Origin of the sequence: Actinotalea fermentans (genome assembly GCF_007991475.1) — a bacterium.
Classification (GTDB): Bacteria; Actinomycetota; Actinomycetes; order Actinomycetales; family Cellulomonadaceae; genus Actinotalea; species Actinotalea fermentans.
The window spans coordinates 114086-139640 of record NZ_BJYK01000006.1; the positions used below are offsets into that span (position 1 = coordinate 114086).

Here is a 25555-nt window from a genome sequence, read left to right on the forward strand (position 1 = left end):
CCGACCGGCCGGGACCTCGGCGCCCCTTGCCGGACGGCGGGTCAGTCCGTGCCGCGCCAGGCCTGGGCGGCCTTGAGCCGGCCCGAGGTGTGCAGCACCGAGCCCGCGTACAGGCGCGCGCCGAGCCACACGAAGACCGCGGACGTGAGCAGCACGGCCACGGCCGCGACGGCGGGCTCCCACGCCTCGGCCGTGCCCAGGACGATGCGCGCGGGCATGAGCAGCGGCGCGGTGAACGGCACGTACGACAGCAGGGTGCGCGTGCCCTCGTCGATCGGCAGCACCGCCGCGAAGAACGGGACGATGACGAGGATCTGCATGAGCGCCGTCGTCGAGCTGAGCTCCTCCACGCGCGAGGCGAGCGAGCCGCCCACCGCCCACAGGCACGAGAGCATGACGAACCCGAGGAGGAAGAACAGCACGAACCAGCCTGCCGACCCGACGAGCTGCGTCACGAGCGAGCCCTGCCCCGCGACCACGGCGCCCAGCAGCCCGGCCCCGACGATGACGCCGACCTGCGCCGTCGCCATGATCGTGTTGCCGAGCACCTTGCCGGTCAGCAGCCACCGCACCGGGACCGCCGCGACGAGCAGCTCCACGACGCGCGACTGCTTCTCCTCCACGACGCTCTGCGCGATCGACGTGCCGAACGTCAGGACGCTCAGGTAGAAGAGGAACGCGAACAGGAGCGCGAGGAGCTCGGGCGGCATGGTGCCCTCGTCGCGCGGCTCGAGCAGCTCCACCTGCGGCGGCGTCGGCTGCGTGATCGCCGTGACCTGCTCGGGCGACAGCCCGCCGTCGTGCGCCGCCTGCGCGACCTGGAGCTCGCCGGCGGCGGCCGTCACCAGGGTCTCGAGCTCGGTGGGGACGTCGCGCAGCCCCACGAGCCGGAGACCGTCGGGCTCGTCGCCGAGCAGCGCGGCGACGACGTCCTCGTCGTGGAGCAGCCGCTGCACGTCGACGCCGGGGTCGACGGTGACCCAGCTGATGTCAGCCCGCGGGAGCCCGCCGATGCTCAGCAGCTCCAGGGGCGACGTCACGGCCGGCTCGTCCTGCGCCTGCGCGCCGAGCTCGGCGGCGAGGCCGACCACCTCGACGGCGGCCTCGCCCTGGACCGCGACGCGCAGGTCGGGCACGCGCTGGCTGAGCAGCACCGGCAGCACGGTCGCGGCCGTGACCAGCAGCAGCATGAACGCCGTCGTCCACAGGAACGCCTTGTCGCGCAGCTTGACGGCGATCTCGCGGGCCGCGACGACGCGGACGGTCGACCAGGCCCGGGTGCCGGCGGACTCGTCGGGCAGCGCCGGCCGGCCGGCGACGGTCTCGGACCTCGCGGTCTCGGGGGTGCTCATCGCACAGCCTCCCGGAAGATCTCGGCGAGCGTCGGGACGACGGGCGCGAACTCCCGCAGGCGACCCGCGCCCAGCGCCGCGGCGAGCAGGGCGTCCTCGTCGCCGTCAGGCCCCAGGTCGACGACCACGCCGGCGAGCTCCTCGTCGGTCGCGCTCGCGCCCGACCGCACGGCGGTCGGGTCCGCCACCCGCGTCGCGGCCGGGACCGCCGCCGTGAGCGTGGCGAGCAGGTCGGGCGAGGGGACGGGGGCGCCGTCGGGCCGCTCCACCACGACGCGGTAGCGCCGGCCCGCGCGGGCCGCGCGCAGGTCGCCGGCGTCGCCCGCCGCGACCACGCGCCCCTCGTGGATGATCACGACGTCGTCGCAGAGCCGCTCGACCAGCTCGAGCTGGTGCGACGAGAACAGGACGGGCACGCCCGCCTCGGCACGCTCGCGCAGCTGGGCGCCCATCGCGTCGATCGCGAGCGGGTCGAGCCCGGAGAACGGCTCGTCGAGCACGAGCGCGATCGGGTCGTGCACCAGTGCTGCCGCGACCTGGACCCGCTGCTGGTTGCCGAGGGAGAGCGTCTGCAGGTGGTCGTCGGCGCGGTCCGCCAGGCCCAGCTGCTCGAGCAGCTCGTGGGTGCGCCGACGCGCGGTCGCCAGGTCCAGGCCGTGCACGCGCCCGAGGTAGACGAGCTGGTCGGCGACCTTCATCTTCGGGTAGAGCCCGCGCTCCTCGGGCATGTAGCCGAACCGGGCGCGCACCGGCAGCGTGAGCGGGCGCCCGCCGATCTCCACCCGCCCGGCGTCGGGTGCGAGCACCCCGAGGATGATCCGCATCGCCGTCGTCTTGCCTGCGCCGTTCGCGCCGATGAAGCCGGTGGTGCGACCGGGCCGCACGGTGAAGCTCACCTCGTCGAGCGCCACGTGCTCGCCGAATGCCCGGCTCACCCCGACGAGCCTCAGCTCCCTGTCCACGCGCACCCTTCCCGCTGCTCGACCGCCCGGCCGGGTGCCCGCGCTCCCCGGCCGTCCCTCCGGAACCCTACCGACGCACCTCGCGCCTGCACGGGACCCTCACCAGCTCGCCACCAAGGCCCCGCGGGCCCAGGGCGTGCGGCGGAGCGGCGCCACGTACCCTGGAGGCGTGACCCCCCTGCTGGAGACCCTCGTCGCGCACGGCCCCGTCCCTGCCCTGGGGCCCGACTGGCTCGACGCGGAGAACCTCATCTCGTCGTTCGGGTCGTACGCCCTCATCGGCGTCGTCATCGTGGTGTTCATCGAGACGGGCCTGCTGTTCCCGTTCCTGCCCGGTGACTCGCTGCTCTTCACGGCGGGCATGCTCGTCGCGCACGACGAGATCGGCGTCCCGCTGTGGGTCCTGTGCCTGGCGCTCTTCGCCGCGGCCTTCCTCGGGGACCAGACCGCGTACGTCATCGGGCGCAAGGCGGGGCCCAAGCTCTTCAGCCGGCCCGACTCGCGGTTCTTCAAGCAGCAGTACATCGACCAGACGTACGCCTACTTCGACAAGTACGGCGGCCGGACGATCATCATCGCGAGGTTCGTGCCGTTCGTGCGGACGTACGCCCCGGTGGCGGCCGGCGTCGGGAAGATGCACTACCGCCACTTCGTCTCGTTCAACGTCATCGGCGCGTTCCTGTGGGGCGTCGGCGTCACGGTGCTCGGCTACCTGCTCGGCAACGTCACGTTCATCAAGGACAACATCGAGCTCATCGCCATCGGCATCGTGGCCGTCTCGGTGATCCCGATCGTCGTCGAGGTGCTGCGCCAGCGCAGCAAGGCCCGCGACGAGCGGTACGACGAGCCCGCCGAGCGCGCGCGCGTCGCCACGGAGGACATCGAGGGCTGACCGCCCCCCGCCTGCGCGGGCCTGCCGGGATGACCCGGACGGTCCGGGCCCTCGGGCTGCGCCCGACGATCTAGGCTGCCCACCATGCCTCCAGCGGTCTCCCCCGGTCGGGACGCCGACGCGACAGCGCCGCCCCGGCCCGTGCAGAAGAAGCGCCGGTCGCTGCGCCTGTGGATCCCGAACCAGCACGGTGCCTGGGCGATGCTGCTGCTGCCGCTGACCGTCGGCGCGGTGCGCGGCGAGCTGGGCTGGGTCCACCTGTGGCTCCTGGCCGCGTGGCTCGTGGCCTACCTCGCCTACTTCGCGACGACGGTCTGGCTCCGCTCGGGACGCAAGGAGCGCTACGCGCGACCGGTCGAGGTCTACGGGGGCCTGCTCGCCGTCGTCGGGGGCGGGCTGCTGGTCGCCGAGCCGCAGCTGCTGCGCTGGGGCGTCGTGTTCGCACCCCTGCTCGCGGCGAGCCTGGCGTTCTCGGCGCGGCGGGCCGAACGGGCCCTGAGCAACGACGTGCTCACCATCGCGGCGACGAGCCTGATGGCGGTCATCGCCTACGGCCTCGGCTCCCCCGACGACGGCTCGTGGCTGCCCGGCGCCGAGTACGCGCCGGGCTGGGCGCTCGCGGCCGCGGCGGCGGCCTACCTCGTCGGCACCGCGCTGTACGTCAAGACGATGATCCGCGAGCGCGGCAACCGGGCGATGTACGCGGCGTCGGTGGCCTACCACCTCGCCGTGGCGGCGGTGTTCGCGTGGTGGCTGCCATTCGTCGGCGCGTTCCTGGCGGTCATGGCCGTGCGGGCCTGCCTCGTGCCGCGGCACTGGCCGAAGGCGCGGCCGGCCGCGATCGGTGTCGCCGAGGTCGTCTCGTCGGTCGCCCTCGCGGCGATCCTGCTCGCGCTGCCGCTCGTCTGAGACGGCGCGGGCCCGACGGCGTGCGCCGTCGGGCCCGGATCGGTCGCCGGCCGCTCAGGCGCCGGCGGTGCCGAAGTCGACGGTCGGGACGGCGCGGACGGCCGGCTCCTCGGCCTCGAAGTACTCGGCGCGGGAGAAGTGGAACCAGCCCGCGATGATGTTCGACGGGAACGACTCGACCTTGGTGTTCAGCTGGCGCACGTTCGCGTTGTAGAACCGGCGGCCGGCCGCGATGCGGTCCTCGGTGTTCGTCAGCTCGGCCTGCAGCGCGAGGAAGTTGTCGGCGGCGCGCAGCTGCGGGTACGCCTCGGCGACGGCGAAGAGGTGGCCGAGCGCGGTGGTGAGCTGGTTCTCCTGGACGGCCTGCTCCGCGGGGCTGGAGCCGGGCGCCGCCGCGGCGGCCCGCGCGGCAGTGACCTCGTCGAACACCGCCCGCTCGTGCGCCGCGTAGCCCTTGACGGTCTCGACGAGGTTCGGGATCAGGTCGTGCCGGCGGTGCAGCTCGACGTCGATCTGCCGCCACGCCTCCTGCACCAGGTTCCGCAGCCGGACGAACCCGTTGTAGGTGCCCACGCCCCAGATCACGGCGATCAGGACAAGCGCAAGGATGACGATCAGGACGATGCCGACCAGGTCCACGGGGTCCTCCAGGTGAGAGTCGAGCCGATCGTAGCCACGGGGCGGCCGCAGCGGGCGCGGATCCCGGGTGACGTCCGACCATGATCAGGACGGGCCGGGGGCGTCGCCCTCACACCATCGGGTCCGCGGGCGAGCCCTCCGGCCCGGTCCGCACGACCGGCGGCCCGGGGTCGTACCCGTGGTCCTGCCACACGAAGCGCGGCACGGACTCGACGACGGCGGTCATGAGGCCCAGCCGCCCGGCGATCCGCTCGGGGACGGTCTGGCCGGCGGACCAGGTGAGGATGTCGGTCCCGCCGAGGCGCAGGCACACCCCCCGCGCGTCGGCGCGCATGAGCCGCTCCATCAGGCGCGGGTGCACGACGTCGTGCGCGAACTTCGGGTTCGGGGACCGCACGCGCCAGGCGCGGTTGAACTCCTCGGATTCGAACTGGATGTCCTGCCCGCCGAACGCCTTGGCCAGCCGGGAGCCGAGGTCCTCCGGGGTGAGCTCGAGCGTGGACAGGTACGCGGGCAGCGGCAGGGCGAGGACGTGGAAGCTGTAGGTGCTCTCGTCCTTCCCCGAGCCCGTCCGGTACGTGTAGGTGAACGAGACGGCCGGCCGGCCGGCCCAACGGCCGACCATGACCTCGCTGGTGCGCCGCGAGTGTCCCTGGTTGAACGGCTCCCCGTCCCAGCGGCCCACGAGCGAGGGGTCCGTGCCGACGTACGTCCAGCCCGACGCCGCCGCCCACGCCTTGACGGCCTTGTTCCGGCGGACCTGGTACCAGATGGTGCCCACGACGACGACCGGCACGAGCACCCACGGGAGCGCGAAGAGGACCGTCATCAGGCCGTCCTCGATGACCATGCCGACCTACCTCAGAGACCGCGGGCGCGAGCCTGCTGGCGCAGGTTCCGCGCGATGAGCAGGCGCCCGACGGCGCCGGCGGCGAGGACCGCGGCGACCACCGCGCACCACACGGCGGGCTGGCTCAGGCCCATGACCGCGAGGACGACCGCGAGCGCCGTCATCACGACGACGCCGAGCCCCGTGCCGATGAGCTGGCCCCAGTCCCGGTCGGTCGCGCGGGCGAGGCTCGACACGACCGCGCGGTCCGGCGTCCTCGCCGGCAGGGCCCGCTCCGGGACCGGCACGTCGGCGGCGGTGTCGGGCCCGGGGTCGTAGCCGTGGTCGAGCCACACGAACCGCGGGATCGCGTCGACGAACGCGGTCAGGACGGCGAGCCGCCGGTCGACGTCCGCCAGGTCGACCTTCCCGGGCACCCAGCAGAGCACGTCCGTCCCGGTGACCCAGATGCTCAGCCCCTGCGCGTCGCCGGCGAGGAGGCGCTCCATCAGGCGCGGGTGCACGACGTCGTGCGCGTACTTCGCGTCGCCGGCCCGCACCCGCCAGGCCGCGTTGAAGTCCGCCGACTCGAACGCGATGTCCTGGCCGCCGAGGGCGCCGGCGAGGTCGTCGGTCAGCGCCTGCGGCGACAGCCGCAGCCCCGGCAGCGGCACGGGGAGCGCGACGGCGACCACGTGGACCTGCACCGACGCGGAGACACCCGCCTCGACGTACTCGAACGTCGCGGCGGGCCGGCCCGCGTACGAGCCGGCGAGAAGGTGCGACACGGTGCAGCGGCCGCCGAGGCCGAACACGCCCAGCATCCGCCGGGCGAGCGCCTGGTCGCCGCGCAGCTGCCAGCCCCGCTCGGCGGCCCAGGCCCGCTCGGCCCGCGCGCGCCGCCTCCTGGGCACCTCGCGCACCACCGTCAGGACGACCGCCAGGACGACGACGAACGCCACGGTCCCGATCAGGAGCGTGGTGCTGTCCGCCTCGGTCCACCCACCCACGGACTGCAGCGCGGCACGGCCCACGAGGCCCACGGAGCTCACACCAGCCCGAGGTCCGCGAGGCCGAAGATCGACAGGTAGGGCAGGCCCTCGGCCTCGATCCGCTCGCGCGCGCCGGTCGCCCGGTCCACGATCACGGCCACGGCGACGACGTCGGCCCCGGCCTCGCGCAGCGCGTCCACCGCGGTCATCACCGAGCCGCCGGTGGTGGAGGTGTCCTCGACGGCGACGACCCGCCGGCCGGCGACGTCGGGCCCCTCGATGCGGCGCTGCATCCCGTGCGCCTTGCCCTCCTTGCGCACGACGAACGCGTCGAGGTCCTGCCCGCGCGACGCGGCCGCGTGCAGCAGCGCGGTGGCCACCGGGTCCGCGCCGAGCGTCAGCCCGCCGACGGCGTCGATCTCGGCGGTCCCGAACCCGGCCTCCTCGAGCAGGTCGAGCAGCACGTGCCCGACGAGCGGGGCGGCCTCGTGGTGCAGCGTCACGCGCCGCAGGTCCACGTAGTACTGCGCGACCGCGCCGGACGCGAGGGTCACCTCCCCGTGCACGACGGCGAGCTCGGTGACGAGCTCGCGCAGACGGTCGCGGGGCGTGGTTCCAGGGAGCGTCACGGCGCACAGGCTAGCCGCCGGGTCCCGGCCCAGGAGGGGCTGTCCGGCGGGAGGTTCGCGCCGCCGTCGTCCCGACGCCGGCGTCCGGCTACGCGTCCGCCGGGACCTCGTCGGCGTCGACCTCGACGTCGCGCAGGCGGCGCTCGCCCGAGAGCGCGCGGACGGCGGCGCGCGGCAGCAGCCGCACGACCTCCGAGGCGATCGCGTAGCGCAGGCTGGGCGTGGAGATGACCGAGCCGCGACGCACGTCGGCGAGCGCGGCCGCGACCACCTGCTCCGCGTTCAGCCAGGCGAGCTCGGGCAGCGCGTCGTAGTCCAGCCCGGCGCGCTCGTGGAACTCGGTGTGCACGAGGCCCGGGCACAGCGCCGTGGCGGTGACGCCGGTGCCCTTGAGCTCGACCGCGAGCGCCTCCGTGAACACGCGCACCCAGGCCTTGGCGGCCGAGTAGGTCCCCCCGGCCGTCAGCGCGGCGACGGAGGACACGTTGAGGATCGCGCCGCGGCCGCGCTCGACCATCGCGCCGGCGGCGGCGTGCGAGAGCACCATGACCGCGCGCACCATGACGTCCAGCGCCGTCTCGTGCGCCGCGAGGTCGCCCTGGACGAAGCGCCCGATGCCGTGGCCCGCGTTGTTGACCAGCAGGCCGACCGGCCGCTCGCCCTCGCGCAGGCGGTCCGCCACGCGCTCGACGTCGGCCCGCACGGACAGGTCGGCCGGCAGCACCTCCGCCCTGACCCCGGCCGCCGCATTGAGCTGGCCGGCCAGGCGCTGCAGCCGCTGCTCGTCGCGGGCGACCAGGACGACGTCGTGCCGTGCCGTGGCCAGCTGCCAGGCGAACTCCAGGCCCAGGCCCGCGCTCGCTCCCGTGATGAGTGCTGTCCCCATGGCGGCCAGCGTACGTGGCCACGGGGCGGGGGCATCGCATGTGGGAACCGCCGAGTAGGTTGCGTGCATGCGGATCGCGACGTGGAACATCAACTCGGTCCGGGCGCGCGCCGACCGCGCCGTCGCCTGGTTGGAGCGCACGGGGACCGACGTGCTGGCGCTCCAGGAGACCAAGTGCACCGACGCCCAGTTCCCGTACTCGGTCTTCGAGGCGGCGGGCTACGAGGTCACGCACATCGGCTCGAGCCAGTGGAACGGCGTCGCGATCGTCTCGCGCGTCGGCATCGAGGACGTCGAGACGCACTTCGCGGGCCAGCCGCGCTGGGGCGCGGAGGACCCGCAGATCGAGTCGCGCGCGCTCGGCGCGACCTGCGGCGGCGTCCGCGTCTGGAGCCTGTACGTCCCGCACGGGCGGCACCCCGACGACGACCACTACCGCTACAAGCTGCACTTCCTCGACAGCCTGCTCGAGGCCGCCGGCACGTGGGTGGACCCGCAGCTCGGCGACCCGGCGGCGCCCATCGCGCTGATGGGCGACTGGAACGTCATCCCGTACGACACCGACGTGTGGGACGTGACGGCGTTCGAGGGCCAGACGCACGTCACGCCCGGCGAGCGCAAGGCGTTCTTCGCCTTCGGCGACATCGGCTACACGGAGATCACGCGCACGTTCCTGCCGGACGAGCACACGTACACCTACTGGGACTACCAGCAGCTCGCGTTCCCCAAGAACAAGGGGCTGCGCATCGACTTCGCGTGGACGTCGCCGGCCCTCACGCCGCGCGTCGCCGGCGTGAGCATCGACCGCGAGGAGCGCAAGGGCAAGGGGCCGTCCGACCACGTGCCCGTGGTCCTGGACCTCGCCGACTGACCGGGTGCCCGGCGGCCGATCCGTGGACGACCGCGGACGGGGCTCCGCGCGGCGCCCGCTGGCGCTAGGTTCCTGACATGGCCGACCAGCCGCCGTCGCCCCCGGGCCCGCCGCAGCCGCAGGACCAGCCACCGACGCCGTCCGCGCCGATGCCGGCGCCCGCGCCAGGCGCGCCCGCGCCGATGCCGATGCCGGCTCCCGCGCCCGCGCCGATGCAGGCGCCCGCCGGGTACTACCCCCAGCAGCCGTACTACGCGCCGGGCTGGACACAGGCCCAGACGCAGCCGCAGCGGCACCGCGGGCGGAAGATCGCGCTGTTCGCGACCCTCGCCGTCGTCGTGCTGGGCGTGCTGGGGACCGTCACCGCGGCGGGACTGTACTGGTGGGGCACCCAGCCGATCGGCGACGTGACCTCACCCACGAGCGCCACCGCGCGCCAGGTCCGGGCGGGCCACTGCATCCGCGACCTGCCCGCCGACGGCTCCGTGGGCAGCGTGACGCTCGTGCCGTGCAGCGACGACCACGAGGCCGAGGTGCTCGGCTCGCTCCGGCTCGACGACGGCCCGTGGCCGGGCGACGACGGCGCGGCCGAGGCCGCGGCGTGGTGCGAGATGGACAACGACCACGCGGCAGCCGGCTACCGACCCGTCGTGTGGACCCCCAGCCGGCAGAGCTGGACCCAGGGCGACCGCGTCGCGCTGTGCATCGCCTGGCTCGACGACTGAGGCGCTGACCGACCGGACGGCGACGGCGAGCGCGTCAGGCGTTCGGTCCGGAGGCGTGCGGCACGGACGCCGTGATCACGGTCCCGTCGGTCCGCACGACCCCCCGCAGCGCCACGGGGTCGGGGCCGCCGTCGATGCGCGGGCCCTGGCCGTCGAGCGGCACGGTGACCGGTGCGTCGTCGGACAGCTCGATGCGGGCACCGCGCACCTCGACCACCAGCTCCGCGCCCGCCTCGAGCGCGAAGGTGATGTCGTCCTGACGCAGCGTCACGCGCACGCGGGACCCGCGCACGGTCAGCGGGAACGTCAGGCCCGCCCAGCCGACCGGCAGCCGCGGGTCGAACCGGACGACGCCGTCGTGCGCGCGCATGCCGGCGAACCCGGACACCAGCGCGCCCCAGACGCCGGCCGCCGAGGCGACGTGCACGCCGTCGGTCGTGTTGCCGTGCAGGTCCGCGAGGTCGACGAGCAGGGTGTCGCGGAAATAGCCGAGCGCGACCTCGTGGTAGCCGACCTCGGCGGCCATCACCGACTGGACCACGGCCGACAGGCTCGAGTCGCCCGTGGTGATCGGGTCGTAGTAGTCGAAGTTCGCGCGCTTCTGCTCCGGCGTGAAGTCCTCGCCCTGCAGGTACATGGCGAGCACCACGTCGGCCTGCTTGAGCACCTGGAACCGGTAGATCACGAGCGGGTGGAAGTTCAGCAGCAGGGGCCGCTTGTCCGGCGGCGTGTTCGGCAGGTCCCACACCTCCCGCTCGTGAAAGTGCGAGTCCTGCGGGTTGATCCCGAGGTGCTCGTCGTAGGGGATGGCCATGGCGTCGGCCACCCGGTCCCACTCGTCCACCTCGCCGGGCTCGAGCCCGAGCCGGGCCACCATCCGGGCGTGCTCGTGCGGCGCCCATCGCTCGAGCTGGCGCACCGCGCGCGCCGAGCAGCGCAGGTTCAGGCGCGCCATGACGTTCGTGTAGAGGTTGTCGTTGACGACCGTCGTGTACTCGTCCGGGCCGGTCACCCCGTGGATGTGGAACGACCCCTCGCCCTCGCCGCGCCAGAAGCCCAGGTCGGCCCACATGCGCGCGGTCTGCACGAGGATGTCGATCCCCTCGCGGCTCATGAACTCGTCGTCCTGCGTCACCCACCCGTACAGGTCGACGGCGTACGCGATGTCGGCGTCGATGTGGTACTGCGCGGTGCCCGCCGCGAAGTACGCCGACGCCTCCTCGCCGTTGATGGTGCGCCAGGGGAACAGGGCGCCGTGCTGGGTGAGCTTCGCGGCCCGCCGCTCGGCGGCCGGCAGCATCGTGTAGCGGAAGCGCAGCGCGTTCCGCGCGACGATCGGCGTCGTGAACGCGAAGAACGGGACCACGTAGATCTCGGTGTCCCAGAAGTAGTGCCCGCCGTAGCCGGTGCCGGTCACGCCCTTGGCCGGGATGCCGGAGCCCTCGGCGCGCGCACCCGCCTGCGCCACCTGGAAGAGGTTCCAGCGCACCGCCTGCTGCACGTCCGGCTGGCCCTCGACCACCACGTCCGAGCGCTGCCAGAACCCGTCGAGCCACGCGCGCTGGTCGCCGAACTGCCGCTCGATGCCGAGGTGCCGCACGCGGTCGAGGGTGCGGCGGCAGCGGTCCACGAGCTCGTGCGCCGGGACCCCGCGGGAGGTGTGGTAGGCGACGACCTTGGTGACGGTGATCGGCTTCCCGACGTCGGCGCACGTCCGGAACACGTGCTTGGCGGAATGCTCCTCGACGTCGACGAGCACCTCGACCTCGTTCTCGGACTCGACGAGGTCGTCGGTCCCGACGGCGAGCGTCATCCCCGAGCCCGCGCACCGGAAGCTGAGGACGGTGCGCTCCTCGTTCGCCCAGTGGGTCACCGGGACGAGCGCGCGCTCCGGGACCGGGTCCGCGCGTCGGGGGTCGGTGGCCCGGCGGTGGTGCTGCGTGCGCACCGACCGGTACTCGTCGACGCCCTCCTCGCGGTTGATGAGGTGGGAGGAGATGACGACGGGCGCCTGCTTGTCGAGCAGGGTCACCTCGAACGTCATCACCGCCATGTGCCGCTGCGTGAAGGAGACCATCCGGCGCGAGCGCACCCGCACGCGGTTGCCCGACGGGGTGCGCCAGACGAGGTCGCGCCGCAGGACGCCGTCGGCCAGGTCGAGGGTGCGCTCGTAGGTGACCAGGTCCGCCACGGACAGCAGGAGCGGCTCGTCGTCGACGTAGAGCCGGATGACCTTGGGGTCGGGGACGCTGATCATCGTCTGGCCGACCTCGGCCAGTCCGTACGCCTCCTCCGCGTGCTTGATGGGCCACGTCTCGTGGAACCCGTTGATGTAGGTCCCGTGGGTGTGCCAGTCGCGGCCCTCCTCGAGGTTGCCGCGCATGCCCAGGTACCCGTTGCCGACGGCGAACAGCGTCTCCGTGCGGCCGAGGTCGTCGGCGTCGAAGAACGTCTCCGTGAGCCGCCACGGGTCCACCGGGAAGCGCAGCCGGTCGATCGCGTCGGTCAGGCCAGGCGCCCGCTCCCCGCGCCGCCCGTCCCCGTCCGCCCCGCTCATGCCAGCTCCCCCAGGTCCCGGACGACGACGTCGGCGCCCGCCTCCATGAGCGCCGTCGGGCCGGCGCCCCGGTCCACCCCGACGACGAGCCCGAAGCCCCCGGCGCGCCCGGCGGCCACCCCGGACACCGCGTCCTCGACGACGGCGGCCCGGTCCGGGGGCACGCCGAGCCGCTCCGCGGCGCGCAGGAAGGTGTCCGGCGCCGGCTTGCCCGCGAGGTGCTCGGCGGCGGCGACGGCGCCGTCGACGACGACGGGGAACCGCCCGCCCAGGCCGGCCGCCTCGAGCACCGCCGCGGTGTTCCGCGAGCTGGAGACGACGGCCATCGGGACGCCGCGCCGGTTGAGCGCGTCGACCACACGGACCGAGCCCGGGTACGGCTCGACGCCCTCGGCGGCGAGCAGCTGGTTCACGAGCGCGTTCTTGGTGTTGCCGAGCCCGCACACCGTCTGCGTGCCCGGCGGGTCCGACGGCGCCCCCTCGGCCAGGTGCACCCCGCGCGAGACGAGCGTGGCGCGGACGCCGTCGTACCGCGGCCGGCCGTCGACGTGCGCGAAGTAGTCCGCGTCCGTGTACGGCGGCGCGATCTCGTGCTCGGCGAAGTACTGCCGGAACATCAGCTCCCAGGCCCGCATGTGCACGGCGGCGGTCGGCGTGAGCACGCCGTCCAGGTCGAACAGCACTGCGGCAGCGTCGTCGAAGCGCACGTCTCGACCGTAGCCCGGGCGGGCACGCGCCGCCCAGGGTGCGTGCGGATCAGCCGGCGCGGAGCTCCAGGCCCAGGCGCGGGCGCCGGGATCGGCCCGAGCGCGGTCCCCGGGATCAGCCGGCGCGGAGCTCCAGGCCCGGCGCCGTCGCGTCGGCCGCGCGGTCGACGACGACGTGCCCGCCGTCGCGCACCTGACCTGCCAGGAGCATGCGGGCGAGCCGGTCGCCGATCTCGCGCTGCACCAGGCGGCGCAGCGGCCGCGCCCCGTACGACGGGTCGAACCCCTCGAGGGCGAGCCACTCGCGGGCCGCGGGCGTGACGTCGAGCGTGAGCCGCCGCTCGGCGAGCCGCGCGGCGAGGCGGGCCACCTGGAGCTCGACGATGCGGCTCAGCTCCTCCAGCGAGAGCGGGTCGAAGACCACGACGTCGTCGAGCCGGTTGAGGAACTCCGGCTTGAACGACGCGCGGACCGCCGACAGCACCGCCTCCCGCTTGGCGTCGTCGCTCAGCGTCGGGTCGACGAGGAACTGCGACCCGAGGTTCGACGTCAGCACGAGGATGACGTTGCGGAAGTCCACCGTGCGGCCCTGGCCGTCGGTGAGGCGGCCGTCGTCGAGCACCTGGAGCAGCACGTCGAAGACCTCGGGGTGCGCCTTCTCGACCTCGTCGAGCAGCACGACCGAGTACGGCCTGCGCCGGACGGCCTCCGTGAGCTGGCCGCCCTCCTCGTACCCGACGTAGCCGGGGGGCGCGCCGACGAGGCGGGCGACGGAGTGCTTCTCGCCGTACTCGCTCATGTCGATCCGCACCATCGCGCGCTCGTCGTCGAACAGGAAGTCCGCGAGGGACTTGGCGAGCTCGGTCTTGCCGACGCCCGTCGGCCCCAGGAACAGGAACGAGCCCGTGGGCCGGTCGGGGTCGGAGATGCCTGCGCGGGCCCGGCGGACGGCGTCGGACACCGAGGTCACGGCGCGGCGCTGACCGATGAGCCGCTCGCCGATGACGTCCTCCATGCGCAGGAGCTTCGCGGTCTCGCCCTCGAGCAGACGGCCGGTCGGGATGCCCGTCCAGGCGGACACGACCTCGGCGATCTCGTCCGTGCCGACGCGCTCGGCGATCATCGGCGTCTCGCGCGGGACGCCCTCGCCCGGGGCGCGCTGCTCGGCGGCCTCCGCCTCGGCGATCTCCTTCTGGATCGCGGGGATCTCGCCGTAGAGCAGGCGCGACGCCGCGTCGAGATCGCCCTCGCGCTGGAGCCGCTCGGCCTGCACCTTGAGCCCGTCCAGGCGTACCCGCAGGTCGCCGACGCGGTTCTGGCCCGCCTTCTCGCGCTCCCACCGGGCCGTGAGCGCGGCGAGCTCCTCGCGCTTGTCCGCGAGCTCGGCGCGCAGGCGCTCGAGCCGGTCCGCCGACGCCGGGTCGGCGGCGTCCTCCGCCTCGGACAGGTAGGACTCCTCCATGGTCAGCCGGTCGACGGCGCGGCGGAGCGCGTCGATCTCCACCGGCGAGGAGTCGAGCTCCATGCGCAGGCGCGACGCGGCCTCGTCGACCAGGTCGATGGCCTTGTCGGGCAGCTGACGCGCGGGGATGTACCGGTCGGAGAGCGTGGCGGCGGCGACGAGCGCGGCGTCGGAGATGCCGACCTTGTGGTGCGCCTCGTACCGCTCCTTGAGCCCGCGCAGGATGGCGACGGTGTCCTCGACGCTCGGCTCGCCCACGTAGACCTGCTGGAAGCGGCGCTCGAGCGCCGGGTCCTTCTCGATCCGCTCCCGGAACTCGTCGAGCGTGGTCGCCCCGATGAGGCGCAGCTCGCCGCGGGCGAGCATCGGCTTGAGCATGTTGCCGGCGTCCATCGAGCCCTCGGCCGCGCCCGCGCCGACCACCGTGTGCAGCTCGTCGATGAACGTGACGACCTGCCCCTCGGCGTCCTTGATCTCGGTGAGGACGGCCTTGAGCCGCTCCTCGAACTCGCCGCGGTACTTGGCGCCCGCGACCATCGAGGCGAGGTCGAGCGCGACGAGCCGCTTGCCCCGCAGGGACTCGGGCACGTCGCCCGCGACCATGCGCTGGGCGAGCCCCTCGACGACGGCCGTCTTGCCCACGCCCGGCTCGCCGATGAGGACAGGGTTGTTCTTGGTCCGGCGTGAGAGCACCTGGACCACCCGGCGGATCTCCGCGTCCCGGCCGATGACCGGGTCCAGACGGCCGTCGCGCGCCGCGGCCGTGAGGTCGACGCCGTACTGCTCGAGAGCCTTGAACGTGCCCTCGGGGTCCGGCGAGGTGACGCGGGCCGAGCCGCGCACCGCGGGCAGCGCGGCGGCGAGCGCGTCCCGGTCCGCGCCGACGGCGCGCAGGGCCTCCGCGGCGGGCGACGACCCCGCCGCGATGCCGAGCAGCAGATGCTCTGCCGAGACGTACTCGTCGCCGAGCGCGTCGGCCTCGCTCTTCGCGGCGGTCACGACGGCGGAGGTGGCGCGGGACAGGGCCGGCTGCGCCACGGACCCGCCGGAGGCGCTCGGCAGCGTCGCGCGGGCGGCCGCGACCCGTCGGCCGAGCGCCGCGCGGTCCACGCCGACGGCGTCGAGCAGCGCACCGGCGACGCCGCCAGCCTGCGCCAGCAGGGCCTCGAGCAGGTGCACCGGCTCGAGCGAGGGGTTGCCCGAGGCGGTCGCGCTGCGCAGCGCGGAGGCGATCGCCTCCTGCGACTTGGTCGTGAACTTCGGTTCCATGCGGGCGGTGCCTCCTCGACGACGATGCCCGATCGGTTGAGCGAGAGCGATGACGCTAAGTTGAGTCTACGTCACTCAAGTCTCCTCCGGCGAGCGCGGAGACGGCGAGCACCCCGGGCACGAACACGTCCAGATCGACGCGTACCCTCCCCGGGCGCGCACGCGCTGTGGGAAGGTCTGCGCATGCGAACACGTCGAATCCTGGGCGCCACCGCGCTCACCACTCTCGTCGCAGTCAGCCTGGCCGGCTGCGTGAAGATGGACATGCAGCTCGACCTCCAGTCCGACGACACCGTCGACGGCACGATGGTCTTCGCGGTGTCCTCCGCCCTGGCAGAGATGTCCGGCCAGGACGCGGAGTCGCTCGCCGAGCAGATGGCCGGCGAGTCCTTCGACATGGACGAGGGCACCATCACGGGCACCGAGCCCTACGACGACGGCGAGTACATCGGCCAGAAGATGACGTTCGAGGGCGAGCCCCTCGACAGCTTCGGCGGCGCCACGGACGGCGAGCTGAGCATCGTCCGCGAGGGCGACGAGTTCGTCGTCTCCGGGACGATGGACCTCAGCGAGGACGCCCTGGGCACCGGCGGCGCCGAGGGCGACGAGATGATGTCGAGCCTCATGGAGGGCTTCGACATCCAGATCTCGATCACCTTCCCCGGCAAGGTCAGCGAGCACAACGGCGAGCTCGAGGGCAACACCGTCACGTGGACCCCGCAGTACGGCGAGGCGAACGAGATCAGCGCGCGCGGCAGCGCGATCGAGGGCGGCGGCGGCTCCAGCCTCCCGCTCCCGCTGCTCATCGGCATCGGTGCGGCGGTCCTGGTGGCCGCGGCCCTGATCGTCTTCCTCGTGCTCCGCTCGCGGAAGAACGCCGTCGCCCAGCCGGCCGCTGCGGGCTACGCGCCGGCGCCGTTCACGCCTGACGCCGCCCAGGGCTACGCGCCGACCGCGCCGACCGCCCCGGCTCCCCCGGTGGCCGCTCCGGCCCCGCCGGCCCCGCCGGTCGCCGCACCGGCCCCGCCCGTGGCACCGCCGCCCGCCCCGCCAGCCGCGACGGACGCGCCCCCTGCTCCCCCGGCCCCGCCGCAGGAGCAGACGCCGCCCCCGCCGCCCGCCTGACCGGAGCCTGACATGACGAAGGGGCCCGGTGGTCGATGACCACCGGGCCCCTTCGTCGTGTCTGCGTCAGCGCGCGACGCCCGCGAGCGAGCCGGTCGTCAGACCCTCCGGGTCCATGATCATGCAGAGGACCTCGCGGTCGTCGCCCTGCTCCCAGCTCTCCTGGCTGGGCGACAGGTAGCCGTAGTCGAACGCCGAGTTCTCCCACGTGACCCCGACGAAGCCCTCGAACTCGCCGTAGCAGTACTCGTCGGCCTGCGACGCGATGGCCTCGTCCCCGGGGTACGCACCGTCCTCGAGGTCGACGGCCGCGTAGATCTCGGACTCGTGCGGCTCGGCGCACGGGATCACGGGGACGGTGCTGAAGCCCTCCTGGCCCCAGTCCATCGACTCGAGGCAGTCACCCACGCGGATCGCGAAGGCGTCGGCGTCGGTCGCCTCGGTGATGTCGCCCTCGTCGTCGCGCTCGGGCTCGTCGGAACCCCCGAGGAGGGAGCAGCCCGCGAGCGCGAGCAGGGCGGAACAGGACAGGGCGGCGGTGGCCGCGAGGCGGGACGGGCGCATCGGTCTTCCTTCGTGAGCGGCGGGCGGGCGTCAGTCGTGCGGCCGGCGAGGACTCTCAGCCGGGCGCGGGCGGGAGGCACGAGCGGCAGCCGCTCGTTCCAGTCATCATCGGGCACCCTGACCAGCGCCTTGAGGACCGGCGGCCGGAGACTACCGCCTGGGCACCCACCGCGTCCGGGGTTTCGCGGCCGGTCTCGAGCCCAGCCTCGACCCGCACGGGGGTCCGCCGGGGGCCGCCGACGAGACGACGACGCCTTTGTCACGGGCCTGCTCGGCGGAGCGGCGCGGCGGGCGGGTTACCGTAGACGGGCCCGACCGCCCGGTCGGAGCAGCGTCCGACACCACCCGCGGCGCGGGTGCACCACCGACCTGGGAGCACGCGATGGCGACGAACCCCGTCTCGATCACCACCAAGCCCGAGCCCGTCGAGCAGACGGAGCAGTCGGGCTGCGGCTGCGGCGGCTGCGGCTGCGGCGCGGCCGACCAGGCCTGACCAGCGCCACCACGGACAGCGTCACCACGGACAGCGCCACCACGGACAGCGCCACCACGCCCGGCACCGCGGCCGAGGGCACCCCGGACCGCGGCGCCCGGCGACCCCCCGGCGCCGGGACCGTCCGCACGTTCCACGCGCGGCGCAGCCCGCTCGGGCCGCGCCGCACCGAGGCCCTGGCCCAGCTGTGGCCGGGGTACGGCTTCGAGGTCGACGACCCCGCCGCGCCGCCACCGCTCACCCCGGGCGGCGAGCTCGACCGCGAACGCCTCTTCGGTCGCCGGGCGCCGCTCGTCGTCGAGATCGGCTCCGGCATGGGCGAGGCCGTCCGGGCCATGGCCGCGGCCGACGCCGGGCGCGACTACCTGGCGTGCGAGGCGCACGTGCCCGGCGTCGCGAACCTGGTGGCGGACCTGGCCGACGGCGGTCCGGCCAACGTCCGCGTCGCCGCGGGCGACGCGCTCGAGCTGCTGCGCCGGTGGGTCCCGCCCGCGTCGCTGGACGCCGTGCACGCCTTCTTCCCGGACCCCTGGCCGAAGGCCCGCCACCACAAGCGCCGCCTGCTGCGCCCCGACCGGCTCGCGTTCCTCGCGTCCCGCCTGGCGGTGGGCGGCACGCTGCACGTCGCGACCGACTGGGCGCCCTACGCCGAGGAGATCCTCGCGGCGGTCCTCGCCGAGCCGCGCCTGCACGCCACCCACGAGGGCTTCGCGCCCCGGCCCGCGCACCGCCCGGTGACCCGCTTCGAGGAGCGCGCGGCGGCCGCCGGGCGCCCGGCGTTCGACGTCGTCGCCGTCCGCCGGTAGGCAGGCGGGCCCCCGACCGACCCCGCCCCGACCGACCGACCCCGCCTCGACCGACCGGCGCCGCGGCTACAGCTGCGCGGACAGCACGACCGCGCCGCCGGTCGTCATCTCCACCTCGGCGATGTCGCCCAGGCCGAGCGCAGTCGACGCCGGCACCGTCACCTCGTGCCCGGGCAGCGCGAGCCACGTCGCCACCTGCTGCGGGCGGCCCTCGGCGTCGCGCACGACGAGCGCGTACTCCACCGCCGCCGGAGCCGGGCCGGCGTACGGGTCGCCCGCGACGGCGTCGTACGTGCAGGTCACGGCGAGTCGGGTGCCCCAGTCGGTCGGCTCGAGCGCGAGGCTCGCCGAGACGGGCAGGTCGCCCGTCGCCTCGAGCGCGACCGTCGTCCCACCCGGGCCGGCGTCGTCGTCCGCGGCCGACGGCGGCAGCACGAGCGCACCGGCGACGAACCCGGCCGCCGCGGCCCCGAGCACCCCGGCGCCGGTCAGCACCTGGCGACGCGCGCCGCGCCGACGCCCGACGTCGTCGCGCGCCACCTCGCGCAGCAGGCCCGCCAGCACCGACGGCGGGGGGTCGGCGAGTCCGCCCGGCGGGACCGCCGCGAGCAGGGCGGGCAGGTGCGCGACGTCGTCGACGGCCGCGCGGCAGGCGGCGCAGCCGGCCAGGTGCGCCTCGAACGCGCGGCGCTCGTCCACCTCGAGCGTGCCGAGGACGTACGCGCCCGCGGTCTCGGCGAACGGGTCGGCGCCACCGGTCATCGGGTCACCCCCATCTCCTCCAGGACCAGGCGCAGCGAGCGCAGGGCGTAGTGCGTGCGGGACTTCACGGTGCCGGGCGGCACCCCGAGCTCGGCCGCGGCGTCGGCCACCGAGCGGCCGCCGAAGTAGCAGAGCACCAGCACCTGGCGGTGCTCCGTCGAGAGCCGGGCGAGGGCGTCCGCGACCAGCCAGCCGAGCACGAGCCCGTCGGCAGTGGTCGCCGGGTCGTCGGTCGCCGGCTCCGGCAGCTCCGCGGTGAGCACCTCGCGGTGCGCGCGGCTGGACCGCCACTCGTCGATGACGAGCCGGCGGGCGACCGTGAACAGCCAGGCCCGCGCGCCGGCCGTCGTGCTCTCGAGCACCGTGCGGTCACGCCAGGCGCGGAGCAGGGTCTCCTGGACGACGTCCTCCGCGCGGGCCCGGTCGCCACCGACCAGCCGCAGCGCGAAGGCCCACAGCGCGCGGGCGTGCTCGCCGTGCAGCTCGACCATCCGGTCCGTCGCGGTCGCCGTCATCACCCCTCCACCGAAGCAGACGGCCGCGGGTGCTGCTCGGTTCACGCCGGCCCCGGCTCACCCCGGCGGTGAACCGCAGGGCGGCCGCCGTCGTCCTCCTGGGCGAGGGCCGCACCGGCCCGACACCCGAGGAGGCGCCATGGAACCCGCGACGGTCGCCCTGCCGACCACCCCGACGGACCGGACGAGCACGGTGCTGCGCGGGCTCGCCGCGTCGGTGGTCCTGCTCTCGGCCGTCCTGCACCTGCAGCTGTGGGTCGACGGGATGCGCGACGTCGCCGTCGTCGGGCCCGCGTTCCTCCTCAACGCGGCTGGCGGCGTGGCGATCGGGTTCGCGCTCCTGCTCTGGCGGCACTGGCTCCCGCTCCTGGGCGCCATCGGCTTCGGCGCGGCGACGTTCGGCGCGTACGTCCTGTCGATGACCGTCGGGTTCTTCGGCGTCCGCGAGCAGGTCTGGACGACGGCGGCGGTGCTGTCGGCGGTCACCGAGGTCGCCGCCGTCGTGCTGGGCGTGGCCGCGTGGACCGTCGAGCGACGCCAGCGCTGACCTGCGTCAGACGGCGTCGACCCAGCGCCGTAGCGTCGCGGCGACGTCGGCGACGTCGTCCTCCTCGCCCGCGGCGATGCGGACGACCAGGTCGTAGGCCTCGTCCTGGGGCATCCGCAGGTCGCGGCCGTTGAGCACGTAGAACAGGCGCGTCGCGATCCAGCCCATGCGCTTGCTGCCCTCGACGAGCGGCCCGTTGCCGACGAGCGCGAGCAGGAGCGCGGCCGCCTTGGTGTCGAGGTCGGGGTAGATGTCCTGGCCGTACCAGGTGGCCTGCGGGCGGTGCAGCGCCGCCTCGAGCACGCCGTGGTCGCGGAGCTCGGGCGGCCGGCCCAGGCGCGCCTCGATGGCGGTCAGGACGTCCTCGCGGTCCAGGTAGTCGACCACCGGGCTCACCTCGCCAGCCGGTCGAGGAGCGCGGCGTCCTCGGCGACGATCCGGGCCACCGCCTCGTCGCGGCGCCGCGTGCGGTCGGTGGCGTACCGGCGGATGGCGTCGATGATGATCGCGTTCTGCGAGCGCCCCTCGCGGGCGGCGGTCTCGCGCAAGGCCTTCTGGACGTCCGGGGGAAGCCTCAACGTGGCAGCCATACCCGACGGTAGGCACGTGATACCACGAGATACCACCCCCGTCCCACCCTCTGACCCGCCCACCCCAAGCCCCACCCCCGGCCCCAGTCACGCGAGACCGAGGACTTGGTGCGAAACCGAGGACTCCAGGGCCTCGTCCTCGCACCAAGTCCTCGGCGTCGCGGCGGAGGAGCGGGGCGGGTCAGGCCTCCAGCACCTGGTCGCCCTCCACGCGGACCGGGAACGACGGGAGCGGCTCGTCCGCCGGGCCCTGCACCACCGCACCCGTGAACGCCTCGAAGACCGAGCCGTGGCACGGGCAGTTCAGGCGGTCGCCGTCGGGGGTCACGGCGCAGCCCTGGTGCGTGCAGACGGCGGAGAACGCGACCACGCGCCCCTCCTCCGGCTGCGCGAGCACGATCTTGTCCCCGCCCGCGGTGGTCACGGCGACGGCGCCCCCGACGGGTACGTCGGCGAGCGTGGCCAGCGCGCCGCCGGGCGTCGCCGAGGGGCCACCGCTCCCGGAGCCTCCGCCCGAGCCGGTGGCGCACGCGGCCAGCAGCCCGACGCCGACGACGGACACCCCCGCCGCCAGCACGGTCCGCCGGTCCAGCCCGAGCCCGTCCGTCGTCGTCCGTGTCGCAGTCATCTCTCCCCCGATCGCCGGCGCACGGTGCACCGCTGCCAGGACTAACGCACCCGCCCCCTCCTCGGTTCACGACGCGCGGGCGTCGGCGTGCACGGCGAGCTTCAGGGTCGGGTCAGGGTCACCCCGCATTCCCGCGCCCGACCCGACGGCGCACGCTGGATCCCGTGCCCCCCGACACCCCGCCGACGTCCGCGGCGGCTGCTACGTTGCCGGACGTGACCTCACCCACGACGGCGCCCGCCGGGGTGCCCGCCCCGTCCGGGCCGTCGATCGTCACGAGCCGCGTCACCAAGACCTTCGGCCACGTCACGGCGCTGTCCGACCTGAGCGTCGAGATGCCGACGGGCGTCGTGGGCCTCGTCGGCGCGAACGGCGCGGGCAAGTCGACGCTCATCAAGATCCTGCTGGGCCTGCTGCCCCCGACGTCGGGCAGCGCCCGGATCCTCGGCCTCGACGCCGCGACGGACGGGCTCGCGATCCGTCAGGTCGTCGGGTACATGCCGGAGTCGGACTGCCTGCCGCCCGACGTCTCGGCGACCGAGTTCGTCGTGCACCTCGCGCGGATGTCCGGCCTGCCCTCGGCGGCCGCCCGCGAGCGCGCGGCGGACACGCTGCGCCACGTCGGCCTGTACGAGGAGCGGTACCGGCCCATCGGCGGGTACTCCACGGGCATGAAGCAGCGGGTCAAGCTCGCGCAGGCCCTGGTGCACGACCCGCGGCTCGTCCTGCTCGACGAGCCGACCAACGGCCTGGACCCCGCCGGCCGGGACGACATGCTCGAGCTCATCCGCCGCATCGGCCACGAGTTCGGCATCTCCGTCCTGGTCACGTCCCATCTGCTGGGGGAGCTCGAGCGGATCGCGGACCACGTCGTCGTGATCGAGGGCGGCGTGCTGCAGCGCTCCACGTCCACGGCCGAGGCGACGGCCCTGTCCGGCGTCGTGCTGGTCGAGGTGACCGAGCGCGCGGACGAGGTCGTGGCCAGGCTCCGTGCCGCGGGCGCGCAGGTGGAGACCGCCGACGACGGCGGCGGCCTGTTCTCCGTCGCCCTGACCGACGAGGAGGTCACGGGCGCGATCCAGGCGACCGTCGCCGACCTCGGCGTCGGGCTGATCCGGATGCAGCGGCGCCGCCACCACCTGACCGAGCTCTTCCGGGAGGTGGCCCGATGAGCGCCCCGACGCCCCCGCCCGCGGGTCCCCCCGCCGTGCCGCCCGCGCCCGGCACCGGCAGCCCGGAGCGACGCGCCGACGTCATCCACGACATCGGCTTCCGGCACTACGCGGGCGAGCGGTTCGGGCGGGGCTGGATCGTCCGGTCGCTGCTGGTGGACACCGTGCGCGGCGTGTTCGGCATCGGCCGGCCGGCGCGCACCAAGGTCATGCCGTGGGTGCTCGTCGGCATCCTGCTGCTGCCGCCCGCGATCATCGCCCTGTCGGTGCTGCTGACGGGTGGCAACGAGCTGCCGATGTCGTACACGGAGTTCCTGGGGCAGTTCCAGCTCCCCCTGACCCTCTTCGTGGCCGGCGCCGCACCGTACGCGGTCTCCCGCGACCTGCGGCACGGCGTGATGCCCCTGTACCTGTCCCGGCCGATGGTGCGCACCGACTACGTGCTCGCGCGGCTCGGCGGCCTGGTGATCGCCCTGTTCGCCGTGATGGCGCTGCCGCAGACGCTGCTCATGGTCGGCGCGCTCCTGGCGGAGCTGCCCGTGGGCGACCAGCTGGTCGGCTGGGCGGGCGGGCTCCTCGCGTCGGCGCTGCTGGCGCTGCTGCTCGGCGTCGTCGGCCTGGCCATCGCAGCCTTCACGCCCCGGCGCGGGCTGGGTGTCGCCGCGATCGTCACCATCCTCCTGGTCGTCACCGGCGTCTCGTTCGCGCTGTCCGGCATCGCGCTGGACCAGGGCGCCGACGAGCTCGCCGTGCTGGGCGGCGCCATCGACCCCTACCGGCTGGTCGACGGGCTGGCGGTGTGGATCCTCGGCGTCGACTCGACCATCCCCGAGTTCGCCGTGACGCAGGCGTGGCAGGGCGGGCTGTTCGCCCTCACCTACATCGCCGCGATCGCGGCGTTCGGCGGGCTCCTGATGCTCCGCTACCGGAAGGCGGCGCGCCTGTGAAATCACCCCACGCGATCGCTCGCTGCGCTCCCGATCACGCGGGGGCCCCGAGATGAGCACCATCGTCCTGGACCGGGTGTCCCGCTGGTACGGCAACGTCGTCGCGGTCAACGACGTGTCGATGACCATCGCGCCGGGCATCACCGGCCTGCTCGGCCCGAACGGCGCCGGCAAGTCCACGCTCATCGCGATGATGGGCGGCTTCCTCGCCCCCTCGACGGGCACCGTCGCGCTCGACGGCGGCGCGGTGTGGCGCAACCCGGCGATCTACCGCGCGGTCGGCCTGGTCCCCGAGGCCGAGGCGATGTACGACATGATCACGGGCTGGCAGTTCCTGCTCGCCAACGCCCGGCTGCACGGGCTGCCCGACGCCCCCGCGGCCGCGCGTCGGGCGCTGGAGACGGTCGACATGGTCGACGCGAGCGACCGCCCCATCGCGACGTACTCCAAGGGCATGAAGCAGCGCGTGAAGATGGCGACCGCCCTGGTGCACGACCCCGCCGTGCTGCTGCTCGACGAACCGTTCAACGGGATGGACCCGCGGCAGCGGCTGCACCTGATGGACCTGCTCCGGCGGCTCGCGTCCGAGGGCCGGACCGTGCTGTTCAGCAGCCACATCCTCGAGGAGGTCGAGCAGATCGCCGACACCATCGAGGTGCTGGTGGCGGGCCGGCACGCGGCGTCGGGCGACTACCGGCGCATCCGCCGGCTGATGACCGAGCGGCCCCACCAGTACACGGTCTCCTCGACGGACGACCGGTGCCTGGCGGCGGCCATCATCGCGGCCGGCGCGGCGGACGGCGTGTCCGTCGCGGGCGGCTCGATCGCCGTGCAGACCTCGGACTTCGGCCGGTTCACCCACGCACTGCCCCGCCTCGCGCAGGAGTCCGGCGTGCGGCTGCTCGAGGTCGACCCGGCCGACGAGTCCCTCGAGAGCGTCTTCGCGTACCTGGTGGCCCGATGAACCCCGTCGTCATGGAGCTCACGGTGCGCGGCCTGCTCGGCCGCCGCCGCTCGCTGCTGCTGGTCGTCCTCCCGCTGCTGCTGCTGGGCCTGGCCGCGCTGACCCGCTGGGCGTCGGAAGGCTCGATCAACGCGTCGTCGGGCCTCATCGGCAACTTCGGCATGGGGACGCTGCTTCCGCTGATGTGCCTGCTCATCGGCACCGGCGTGATCGGGCCGGAGATCGACGACGGCTCGATCGTGTACCTGCTGGCCAAGCCCGTCCCGCGCCGCAGCATCCTGCTCGCCAAGCTCGCGGTCGCGCTGGCGACGACGGTCATCTTCGCGGTGCTGCCGATCGTGGCCTCGACGGCGATCGCCGGGGACGAGGACCTGCGCCTGTCGTCCGCCTACGGGCTCGCGGCGCTGCTGGCCGGCTTCGCGTACACGACCATCTTCGTGGCGCTGTCCGTCCTCACGCGCAACGCGGTCATCGTCGGCCTGCTGTACGCGCTGCTGTGGGAGTCGGTCCTCGGCGGGTACGTGCCGGGCGTCCGGAACGTCTCGGTGCGGCAGTGGGCCCTGGCCCCGGCGGAGGAGATGCTCGGGTTCCGCGCGTCGGGCTGGGGCGTGAGCTCCGCCGTCACGATGCCGGTCGGGCTGAGCCTGCTCGCCGTCGTCGTCATCGGGGCGACGTGGTGGGGGATCGCGAAGCTGAAGACGCTGCGCCTGGCCGCCGCGGACTGATCGCCGGGCGAGACTGGACCCTCGACCGCCGCCTGC

At 74.4% G+C, this 25555-nt stretch carries 27 protein-coding genes; 11 read left to right on the forward strand and 16 right to left on the reverse strand.

Features of this window, described 5'->3' with window-relative positions; translation table 11 throughout:
* Positions 1-41 precede the first annotated feature (41 nt).
* On the reverse strand, positions 42-1352 hold the full coding sequence (locus tag AFE02nite_RS10620; protein ID WP_034246212.1) for an ABC transporter permease: 1311 nt from the start codon (positions 1350-1352) through the stop codon (positions 42-44).
* Complete coding sequence (locus AFE02nite_RS10625) at positions 1349-2287, reverse strand: ABC transporter ATP-binding protein (RefSeq protein ID WP_307726046.1); 939 nt, start codon at positions 2285-2287, stop codon at positions 1349-1351. Before AFE02nite_RS10625 ends, AFE02nite_RS10620 begins: the two co-directional genes overlap by 4 nt.
* 196 nt (positions 2288-2483) lie before the next feature.
* Here AFE02nite_RS10625 and AFE02nite_RS10630 point away from each other — a divergent pair, with 196 nt between their 5' ends.
* Both AFE02nite_RS10630 and AFE02nite_RS10635 read left to right on the forward strand, forming a co-directional pair.
* Positions 2484-3206 (forward strand): VTT domain-containing protein, encoded by a 723-nt coding sequence (locus tag AFE02nite_RS10630; RefSeq protein ID WP_261765577.1) that lies wholly within the window; start codon positions 2484-2486, stop codon positions 3204-3206.
* 84 nt (positions 3207-3290) lie between these two features.
* Positions 3291-4115 carry a YwiC-like family protein gene (locus AFE02nite_RS10635; RefSeq protein ID WP_146819606.1) on the forward strand — a complete coding sequence of 275 codons (825 nt, stop codon included), beginning with the start codon at positions 3291-3293 and terminating at the stop codon, positions 4113-4115.
* Between the two features lie 54 nt (positions 4116-4169).
* On the opposite strand, the gene AFE02nite_RS10640 is transcribed toward AFE02nite_RS10635, so the two are convergent.
* The 5 genes from AFE02nite_RS10640 to AFE02nite_RS10660 form a co-directional block, all read right to left on the reverse strand.
* Positions 4170-4754, reverse strand: a complete 585-nt coding sequence (locus AFE02nite_RS10640) for a LemA family protein (protein WP_146819607.1) — start codon at positions 4752-4754, stop codon at positions 4170-4172.
* Between the two features lie 109 nt (positions 4755-4863).
* Entirely contained in the window at positions 4864-5604 is a 741-nt protein-coding gene (locus tag AFE02nite_RS10645; protein ID WP_052113690.1) for a hypothetical protein, read from the reverse strand.
* An 11-nt stretch (positions 5605-5615) separates the two neighbouring features.
* Positions 5616-6635, reverse strand: a complete 1020-nt coding sequence (locus AFE02nite_RS10650) for a hypothetical protein (RefSeq protein WP_052113691.1) — start codon at positions 6633-6635, stop codon at positions 5616-5618.
* Entirely contained in the window at positions 6632-7204 is a 573-nt protein-coding gene (pyrE, locus tag AFE02nite_RS10655; protein ID WP_034246213.1) for an orotate phosphoribosyltransferase, read from the reverse strand. The genes AFE02nite_RS10650 and pyrE overlap by 4 nt, the downstream gene beginning before the upstream one ends.
* Before the next feature lie 88 nt (positions 7205-7292).
* Complete coding sequence (locus AFE02nite_RS10660; protein ID WP_034246214.1) at positions 7293-8090, reverse strand: SDR family NAD(P)-dependent oxidoreductase; 798 nt, start codon at positions 8088-8090, stop codon at positions 7293-7295.
* 67 nt (positions 8091-8157) lie between these two features.
* Between AFE02nite_RS10660 and AFE02nite_RS10665 the strand changes: the two genes are divergently transcribed.
* Both AFE02nite_RS10665 and AFE02nite_RS17420 read left to right on the forward strand, forming a co-directional pair.
* Positions 8158-8961 (forward strand): exodeoxyribonuclease III, encoded by an 804-nt coding sequence (locus AFE02nite_RS10665; RefSeq protein WP_034246217.1) that lies wholly within the window; start codon positions 8158-8160, stop codon positions 8959-8961.
* A 77-nt stretch (positions 8962-9038) separates the two neighbouring features.
* Positions 9039-9686 carry a hypothetical protein gene (locus AFE02nite_RS17420; RefSeq protein WP_034246219.1) on the forward strand — a complete coding sequence of 216 codons (648 nt, stop codon included), beginning with the start codon at positions 9039-9041 and terminating at the stop codon, positions 9684-9686.
* A 34-nt stretch (positions 9687-9720) separates the two neighbouring features.
* Here AFE02nite_RS17420 and AFE02nite_RS10675 read toward each other — a convergent pair whose 3' ends face one another.
* The 3 genes from AFE02nite_RS10675 to clpB all read right to left on the reverse strand — a co-directional run bounded on the left by AFE02nite_RS10675 (position 9721) and on the right by clpB (position 15681).
* On the reverse strand, positions 9721-12243 hold the full coding sequence (locus tag AFE02nite_RS10675; RefSeq protein ID WP_052113692.1) for a glycoside hydrolase family 65 protein: 2523 nt from the start codon (positions 12241-12243) through the stop codon (positions 9721-9723).
* A complete protein-coding gene (locus AFE02nite_RS10680; RefSeq protein ID WP_146819608.1) occupies positions 12240-12950 on the reverse strand; it encodes an HAD family hydrolase in 711 nt (236 codons plus the stop codon). The genes AFE02nite_RS10675 and AFE02nite_RS10680 overlap by 4 nt, the downstream gene beginning before the upstream one ends.
* Positions 12951-13065: 115 nt before the next feature.
* A complete protein-coding gene (clpB, locus tag AFE02nite_RS10685) occupies positions 13066-15681 on the reverse strand; it encodes an ATP-dependent chaperone ClpB (RefSeq protein ID WP_146819609.1) in 2616 nt (871 codons plus the stop codon).
* Between the two features lie 183 nt (positions 15682-15864).
* Here clpB and AFE02nite_RS10690 point away from each other — a divergent pair, with 183 nt between their 5' ends.
* Complete coding sequence (locus AFE02nite_RS10690; protein ID WP_186814535.1) at positions 15865-16806, forward strand: LppM family (lipo)protein; 942 nt, start codon at positions 15865-15867, stop codon at positions 16804-16806.
* A gap of 66 nt (positions 16807-16872) precedes the next feature.
* On the opposite strand, the gene AFE02nite_RS10695 is transcribed toward AFE02nite_RS10690, so the two are convergent.
* Positions 16873-17370, reverse strand: a complete 498-nt coding sequence (locus AFE02nite_RS10695) for a septum formation family protein (protein WP_146819611.1) — start codon at positions 17368-17370, stop codon at positions 16873-16875.
* A 678-nt stretch (positions 17371-18048) separates the two neighbouring features.
* On the opposite strand from AFE02nite_RS10695, the gene trmB reads away from it, so the two are divergent.
* Complete coding sequence (gene trmB / locus AFE02nite_RS10700) at positions 18049-18669, forward strand: tRNA (guanosine(46)-N7)-methyltransferase TrmB (RefSeq protein ID WP_261765579.1); 621 nt, start codon at positions 18049-18051, stop codon at positions 18667-18669.
* A 66-nt stretch (positions 18670-18735) separates the two neighbouring features.
* On the opposite strand, the gene AFE02nite_RS10705 is transcribed toward trmB, so the two are convergent.
* Both AFE02nite_RS10705 and AFE02nite_RS10710 read right to left on the reverse strand, forming a co-directional pair.
* A complete protein-coding gene (locus tag AFE02nite_RS10705; RefSeq protein ID WP_146819612.1) occupies positions 18736-19431 on the reverse strand; it encodes a zf-HC2 domain-containing protein in 696 nt (231 codons plus the stop codon).
* Complete coding sequence (locus tag AFE02nite_RS10710) at positions 19428-19946, reverse strand: sigma-70 family RNA polymerase sigma factor (protein ID WP_146819613.1); 519 nt, start codon at positions 19944-19946, stop codon at positions 19428-19430. Before AFE02nite_RS10710 ends, AFE02nite_RS10705 begins: the two co-directional genes overlap by 4 nt.
* A 139-nt stretch (positions 19947-20085) precedes the next feature.
* Between AFE02nite_RS10710 and AFE02nite_RS10715 the strand changes: the two genes are divergently transcribed.
* Positions 20086-20493 (forward strand): hypothetical protein, encoded by a 408-nt coding sequence (locus AFE02nite_RS10715; protein WP_052113804.1) that lies wholly within the window; start codon positions 20086-20088, stop codon positions 20491-20493.
* A 6-nt stretch (positions 20494-20499) separates the two neighbouring features.
* On the opposite strand, the gene AFE02nite_RS10720 is transcribed toward AFE02nite_RS10715, so the two are convergent.
* The 3 genes from AFE02nite_RS10720 to AFE02nite_RS10730 form a co-directional block, all read right to left on the reverse strand.
* The gene (locus AFE02nite_RS10720; protein ID WP_034247285.1) at positions 20500-20880 is read right to left on the reverse strand and encodes a type II toxin-antitoxin system death-on-curing family toxin; all 381 of its coding nucleotides are present in this window, start codon (positions 20878-20880) and stop codon (positions 20500-20502) included.
* 5 nt (positions 20881-20885) lie between these two features.
* Positions 20886-21083, reverse strand: a complete 198-nt coding sequence (locus AFE02nite_RS10725) for a ribbon-helix-helix protein, CopG family (RefSeq protein WP_034247275.1) — start codon at positions 21081-21083, stop codon at positions 20886-20888.
* Positions 21084-21264: 181 nt separating this feature from the next.
* A complete protein-coding gene (locus tag AFE02nite_RS10730; protein WP_052113805.1) occupies positions 21265-21711 on the reverse strand; it encodes a Rieske (2Fe-2S) protein in 447 nt (148 codons plus the stop codon).
* Between the two features lie 215 nt (positions 21712-21926).
* Here AFE02nite_RS10730 and AFE02nite_RS10735 point away from each other — a divergent pair, with 215 nt between their 5' ends.
* The 4 genes from AFE02nite_RS10735 to AFE02nite_RS10750 are packed head-to-tail and all read left to right on the forward strand — an operon-like array spanning position 21927 to position 25519.
* The gene (locus tag AFE02nite_RS10735; protein WP_307726047.1) at positions 21927-22883 is read left to right on the forward strand and encodes an ABC transporter ATP-binding protein; all 957 of its coding nucleotides are present in this window, start codon (positions 21927-21929) and stop codon (positions 22881-22883) included.
* Complete coding sequence (locus AFE02nite_RS10740) at positions 22880-23830, forward strand: ABC transporter permease (protein WP_052113802.1); 951 nt, start codon at positions 22880-22882, stop codon at positions 23828-23830. Before AFE02nite_RS10735 ends, AFE02nite_RS10740 begins: the two co-directional genes overlap by 4 nt.
* A 52-nt stretch (positions 23831-23882) precedes the next feature.
* The gene (locus AFE02nite_RS10745) at positions 23883-24794 is read left to right on the forward strand and encodes an ABC transporter ATP-binding protein (protein ID WP_034247273.1); all 912 of its coding nucleotides are present in this window, start codon (positions 23883-23885) and stop codon (positions 24792-24794) included.
* Positions 24791-25519 carry an ABC transporter permease subunit gene (locus tag AFE02nite_RS10750; RefSeq protein WP_034247271.1) on the forward strand — a complete coding sequence of 243 codons (729 nt, stop codon included), beginning with the start codon at positions 24791-24793 and terminating at the stop codon, positions 25517-25519. Before AFE02nite_RS10745 ends, AFE02nite_RS10750 begins: the two co-directional genes overlap by 4 nt.
* Positions 25520-25555 lie beyond the last annotated feature (36 nt).

Coding starts and splice junctions, on each gene's coding strand:
- AFE02nite_RS10620 (WP_034246212.1), bottom strand. CDS start 1,352: ATGAGCACCCCCGAGACCGCGAGGTCCGAGACCGTCGCCGGCCGGCCG.
- AFE02nite_RS10635 (WP_146819606.1), top strand. CDS start 3,291: ATGCCTCCAGCGGTCTCCCCCGGTCGGGACGCCGACGCGACAGCGCCG.
- AFE02nite_RS10645 (WP_052113690.1), bottom strand. CDS start 5,604: ATGGTCATCGAGGACGGCCTGATGACGGTCCTCTTCGCGCTCCCGTGG.
- AFE02nite_RS10660 (WP_034246214.1), bottom strand. CDS start 8,090: ATGGGGACAGCACTCATCACGGGAGCGAGCGCGGGCCTGGGCCTGGAG.
- AFE02nite_RS10665 (WP_034246217.1), top strand. CDS start 8,158: ATGCGGATCGCGACGTGGAACATCAACTCGGTCCGGGCGCGCGCCGAC.
- AFE02nite_RS17420 (WP_034246219.1), top strand. CDS start 9,039: ATGGCCGACCAGCCGCCGTCGCCCCCGGGCCCGCCGCAGCCGCAGGAC.
- AFE02nite_RS10675 (WP_052113692.1), bottom strand. CDS start 12,243: ATGAGCGGGGCGGACGGGGACGGGCGGCGCGGGGAGCGGGCGCCTGGC.
- clpB (WP_146819609.1), bottom strand. CDS start 15,681: ATGGAACCGAAGTTCACGACCAAGTCGCAGGAGGCGATCGCCTCCGCG.
- AFE02nite_RS10690 (WP_186814535.1), top strand. CDS start 15,865: ATGCGAACACGTCGAATCCTGGGCGCCACCGCGCTCACCACTCTCGTC.
- AFE02nite_RS10695 (WP_146819611.1), bottom strand. CDS start 17,370: ATGCGCCCGTCCCGCCTCGCGGCCACCGCCGCCCTGTCCTGTTCCGCC.
- AFE02nite_RS10705 (WP_146819612.1), bottom strand. CDS start 19,431: ATGACCGGTGGCGCCGACCCGTTCGCCGAGACCGCGGGCGCGTACGTC.
- AFE02nite_RS10710 (WP_146819613.1), bottom strand. CDS start 19,946: ATGACGGCGACCGCGACGGACCGGATGGTCGAGCTGCACGGCGAGCAC.
- AFE02nite_RS10715 (WP_052113804.1), top strand. CDS start 20,086: ATGGAACCCGCGACGGTCGCCCTGCCGACCACCCCGACGGACCGGACG.
- AFE02nite_RS10725 (WP_034247275.1), bottom strand. CDS start 21,083: ATGGCTGCCACGTTGAGGCTTCCCCCGGACGTCCAGAAGGCCTTGCGC.
- AFE02nite_RS10730 (WP_052113805.1), bottom strand. CDS start 21,711: ATGACTGCGACACGGACGACGACGGACGGGCTCGGGCTGGACCGGCGG.
- AFE02nite_RS10740 (WP_052113802.1), top strand. CDS start 22,880: ATGAGCGCCCCGACGCCCCCGCCCGCGGGTCCCCCCGCCGTGCCGCCC.
- AFE02nite_RS10745 (WP_034247273.1), top strand. CDS start 23,883: ATGAGCACCATCGTCCTGGACCGGGTGTCCCGCTGGTACGGCAACGTC.
- AFE02nite_RS10750 (WP_034247271.1), top strand. CDS start 24,791: ATGAACCCCGTCGTCATGGAGCTCACGGTGCGCGGCCTGCTCGGCCGC.